General features: G+C 72.4%; 3 protein-coding genes. All 3 read right to left on the bottom strand.

Features of this window, described 5'->3' with window-relative positions:
* Positions 1-162: 162 nt before the first annotated feature.
* The 3 genes from G6018_RS08460 to cobN are packed head-to-tail and all read right to left on the bottom strand — an operon-like array spanning position 163 to position 5,051.
* Positions 163-300: a hypothetical protein gene (locus G6018_RS08460; RefSeq protein WP_179524167.1), complete on the bottom strand. Its 138-nt coding sequence runs from the start codon at positions 298-300 to the stop codon at positions 163-165.
* Between the two features lie 43 nt (positions 301-343).
* Entirely contained in the window at positions 344-1,156 is an 813-nt protein-coding gene (gene cobF, locus G6018_RS08455; RefSeq protein ID WP_344392684.1) for a precorrin-6A synthase (deacetylating), read from the bottom strand.
* Positions 1,149-5,051 carry a cobaltochelatase subunit CobN gene (gene cobN / locus G6018_RS08450; protein ID WP_241730988.1) on the bottom strand — a complete coding sequence of 1,301 codons (3,903 nt, stop codon included), beginning with the start codon at positions 5,049-5,051 and terminating at the stop codon, positions 1,149-1,151. Before cobN ends, cobF begins: the two co-directional genes overlap by 8 nt.
* Positions 5,052-5,116: the final 65 nt, after the last annotated feature.

Raw genomic sequence — 5,116 nt, 5'->3', positions numbered from 1 at the left:
GCCGGCCCGCCCCGACGGGGCCGGCGGATGGACTCTCTCCGGCCGGGTCCGCACCGCCCACCTGGCCGACCTCGCAGGCGCTCCCGCGCTCGCCGTGGTCCCGGAGGGAGCCGGGGCCGACGACCCCGTGGAGATCGTCGACTGGATCTGACCGGCCGGCGGTCAGCGCTTGCGGTTGCGGATCTTCTCCGCGAACTCGCGGGCCTTGCGCTGGTTCTCCGGCTTGGACGCCTCACGCTTGACCACCTCGGCGGCCTTGAGCGCGACGCCGGTCCGCAGGGCATTTCTCAGGAAAGCCATAGTGCACCTCTGTTCTCGGGGGAGCGCCAGTGTAGGCACAGTATCAGCCCGCCGCGACCGGGCGGCGCAGGAGGTACACGTCCATCACCCAGCCGTGCTCCGCGCGGAGCCGCTCACGATTGCCCCGCAGCTCGCCGAGGACGTCGCCGACCCTGCCCGCGAGCAGGCACTCTCCCGCATCGCCGAGGTTGCCGCCCCACCAGATGTGCCAGTCGGCCAGGTCCTCCAGCGGCAGGTCCGCGTTGAGCATCACCACCACGTTGTCCGCTCCGCCGGCGACGACCTCCGCCAGACGCCGGCCGGTGGTCACGGTGACCGTCCCGCCGATCTCGTGCAGGACCAGCCGGTGACGCGCCGCCAACACCTGTAGAGCGGAGATGCCGGGGATCACCTCGACGGCGAAGTCGAGCCGGCCACGGGCGAGGATCCGGTCGACGATCCGCAGCGTGGAGTCGTAGAAGGCGGGGTCGCCCCATACGGGCACCGCCACGTCGCCGGGCCGGTCCGCCAGCACCCGCTCCCACGCCAGGGACCGGGCCTCGTGCCAGTCCAGGACCACGCCGCGGTACCCGACGTGGGAGGAGGTCGACCGCGACGAGCGGTCCCGCTCCGGATCGGCGACCCCCACCAGCTCGACGCCCGGCGCGTGGCGGGCGAGTAGCTGCCGACGGAGATCGACCAAGGGGTCTGAGGCCCCCTTCACCGCGGCCACGGCGTAGGCGGACTCCCGCAGGGCCGTGATCGCCTCCACCGTGATCTGGTCCGGCCCCCCGGAGCCGATCCCCACCACCCGCACCCGGCGGCGCGGGGTGCCGCCGGCCTCCCCGGCCGGGAGGCGGGACACCCGGTCAGTCACCGTGGGTGTCCTCGAGGTCGCCCTCGACGTCCAGGTAGACCTGCCGCATCCGGTCCATGATCTCGGCGTCCGGCTCGGCCCACAACCCGCGGTCGGCGGCCTCGGAGAGCCGCTCGATCATCCCGCGCAACGCCCACGGGTTGGACCGCCGCAGGAACTCCTGGTTGGTCTGGTCCAGCACGTACTCCCTGGCCAGCGTGTCGTACATCCAGTCGTGCACGACCCCTGCGGTGGCGTCGAACCCGAAGAGGTAGTCCACCGTCGCGGCCAGCTCGAAGGCCCCCTTGTAGCCGTGCCGCTGCATGGCCGCGATCCACCGGGGGTTGACCACGCGAGCCCGGAACACCCGGACCGTCTCCTCCGCGAGCGACCGGGTGCGGATGGCGTCCGGCGTGGTGGAGTCCCCCACGTAGGCGCGGGGTTCGGCGCCGGTGAGCGCTCGCACGGTCGCGATCATCCCGCCGTGGTACTGGAAGTAGTCGTCCGAGTCGGCGATGTCGTGCTCGCGGGTGTCGATGTTCTTGGCGGCCACCGCGATGCGCCGGTAGTTGGTGCGCATGTCGTCCGCGGCCGGGACGCCGTCCAGGTCGCGGCCGTAGGCGAAGCCGCCCCACCGGGTGTAGACCTCGGCCAGGTCCCGGTCGTCCCGCCAGTTGCCGGCCTCGATGGTCTGCAGGATCCCGGCGCCGTACGACCCCGGCGCGGAGCCGAAGATGCGGGTGGTCGCACGACGGTGGTCCGAGTGCTCGGCCAGGTCCGCGCGAGTGTGGGCGGCGACATAGTTCTGCTCGGCGGGTTCGTCGAGGTCCGCCACCATCCGGACGGCGTCGTCGAGCATGGTGATGACGTGCGGGAAGGCGTCCCGGAAGAAGCCCGAGATGCGGACCGTCACGTCCACGCGCGGGCGACCGAGCTCGGCGGCCGGGACCACCTCGAGACCGTTGACCCGGCGGGAGGCCTCGTCCCACTCCGGGCGGACGCCGAGCAGGGCCAGGACCTCGGCCACGTCGTCGCCCGAGGTCCGCATGGCCGAGGTGCCCCAGATCGACAGTCCCACCGAGCTCGGGTACTCGCCGGTCTCCGCCACGTGGCGGTCCAGCAGGGAGTCGGCCATCGCCTGGCCGGTCTCCCAGGCCAGCCGGGACGGGATCGCCCGAGGGTCCACGGTGTAGAAGTTGCGGCCGGTCGGCAGCACGTTGACCAGGCCGCGCAGGGGCGAACCGGACGGTCCGGCGGGCACGAACCCGCCGTCCAGGGCGTGCATCACCGCATCCAGCTCGTCGACGGTGGCGGCCAGACGCGGCACCACCTCGCGGGCGGCGAACTCCAGGACGCGGCCGACCTCGTCGTCGTCATCCAGACCCGCGGCGGTCAGGACCTGCGGCACCGCCGTGAGGTCCCACCCGCGGGCGTCCATGTCCTCGACCAGCGCCCGGGCCCGGGCCTCCACGCGGTCGACCTCCTGGGTCGGGGCGTCCTCCCCCAGCCCGAGGGCGCGGCGCAAACCGGGAACTGCGCCGAACTCGCCGCCCCACACCTGCGAGGCGCGCAGGATGGCGAGCACCAGGTTTACCCGGGCCTCGCCGTCCGGCGCCTGACCCAGCACGTGGAGTCCGTCGCGGATCTGGACGTCCTTGATCTCGCAGAGCCACCCGTCGACGTGGAGCAGGAAGTCGTCGAACTCCTCGTCCCCGGGCTGCTGCTCCAGGCCCAGGTCCTCGTGCATGTGCGCCGACCGCATGAGGGTCCAGATCTGCGCGCGGATGGCCGGCAGCTTGGCCGGGTCCATGGACGCGATGTTGCCGTACTCGTCCAGCAGCTGCTCGAGGCGGGCGATGTCGCCGTAGGACTCGGCGCGGGCCATCGGCGGCACCAGGTGGTCGACGATCGTGGCGTGGGCGCGGCGCTTGGCCTGGGCGCCCTCCCCGGGGTCGTTGACCAGGAACGGGTAGATCAACGGCATGTCGGCGATCGCCGCGTCGGTCGCACACGCGGCCGACAGCGCGGCGTTCTTGCCCGGCAGCCACTCCAGCGAACCGTGCTTGCCGATGTGGACCAGCGCGTGGGCGCCGAAACCCCGCGCGAGCCACCGATAGGCGGCCAGATAGTGGTGCGAGGGCGCCAGCTCGGGATCGTGATAGATCGCCACCGGGTTCTCACCGAACCCGCGGGGCGGCTGGATCAGCAGGACGACATTGCCGGCCTGGATGGTGGCCAGGACGATCTCGCCGGCGTCGTTGACGAACAGCTGACCGGGCGCCTGCCCCCAGGCCTCGACCATCTCCGAGCGCAGCGACTCGGGCAGGTCCGCCGCCCACGTGAGGTAGTCGTCGGTGGAGATCCGTACGTGACTGTCGGTGAGCTGGGCGTTCGTCAGCCACTCCTCGTCCTGTCCGCCCGCGGCGATCAGGGCGTGGATCAGGGCGTCGCCGGCGGCGGTGTCGTCGGCGTAGGTGCTGTCGGTGCCACTGTCGGCGACGTCGAGGAACCGGGCGATCGGGCTGTCGTCGGGGCCCAGGTCGTAACCCTCGTCGCGCATCCGGCGCAGCAGTCGGATGGTCGAGACGGGGGTGTCCAGGCCGACCGCGTTGCCGATCCGGGAGTGCTTGGTCGGGTAGGCCGAGAGCACCAGGGCGATCCGGCGGTCCGCCGCGGGCACATGACGCAGCCGGGCGTGCGAGACCGCGATCCCCGCGACGCGGGCGCAGCGTTCGGGGTCGGCGACGTAGCGAGGCAGCCCGTCGGCGTCGATCTCCTTGAAGGAGAACGGCGCGGTGATGATCCGGCCGTCGAACTCGGGGATCGCGATCTGGTTGGCCGAGTCCAGCGGGTTGACGCCGTCGTCGGAGGCCGCCCAGTCCTCGCGGCTCCACGTCAGGCACAGTCCCTGCAGGACCGGGATGTCGAGCGTGGCGATCCGTTCGACGTCCCACGTCTCGTCCTCGCCGCCCGCGCTCACCGCGCCCGGCGTGGTCCCGCCGGCGGCCAGGACCGTGACGATCAGCGCGTCGAGCGTCCCGAGTGCGTCGAACAGCTCGTCGGGCGCCGATCGCAGGGACCCGGCGAACACGGGCACGCCGACGGCCTGCCCGGTGGCGTCGATGGCGTCGGCGAGCGAATGGGCGAACCCGGAGTTCCCGCTCACCTCGTGCGCCCGGTAGTAGAGCACTCCCACGCGGGGAACGCGCCGCGACTGGTCCACGCGGGGAACGCCCGGCGACTGGTCAGTTCCGCTCACGTTCTCCCAGGTCCCGTTCCGGGAATCGCGTCGTATGTGACCACTCGCCGGGGAGTCGGGGGAATCGGCGGCACCCGGCCGCGGCGGCATCCCCCACACCGGGACGCTCTCCGGGGGCGCGAACCCGGTCCCGGTGAGCAGCACGGTGTCCGACAGGAAGGCGTGGAGCTGGGCGAGGTTCCGCTCGCCGCCCTCGGCCAGGTAGCGGTGGGCCTCGGCCGCGATGCCGATCGGGACGGTGGAGAGCTCCATCAGGTCGGCGTCCGGGGCCTGCTCGCCTCCCAGGACGACCACCGGCCGCCCCGAGGCCATGACCGCGGCGAACCCGGGCTCCCACGACCGCCGCGACCCGAGGATCCGGACCACCACCAGGTCGGCGCCGTCGAGCAGACCGGGCAGATCCGCCTCGACGTCCAGGCGGGACGGGTTGCCGAGCGTCCAGTCCGCCCCGGAGGCCCGCGCGGAGAGCAGGTCCGTGTCGGAGGTGGACAGCAGGGTGATGCGCGGTGGCTGGCTCGAGTGCCGAGGCGGTGCCGTGTCCTCCGGTGATGCCGTGTTCTCCGGCGATGCCGCGTCATCTGATGGTGCCGAGGCGTCCTCAGGGGACGCCGAACGCCGGTCATGGCGCATGTTCTTCTCCAAACCCTCGTGGAACATGACGCCGTGGCCGGTCTCCTGGCTTTCGCATCGACGCCGCGCGACCGACCTTCCCGGGCCTGGGC

Source organism: Dietzia sp. DQ11-44 (assembly GCF_014145205.1).
Taxonomy (GTDB): Bacteria; Actinomycetota; Actinomycetes; order Mycobacteriales; family Mycobacteriaceae; genus Dietzia; species Dietzia natronolimnaea.
The sequence above is the reverse complement of the archived record's forward strand: the minus strand, read 5'-3'. Positions and strand labels throughout refer to the sequence as shown.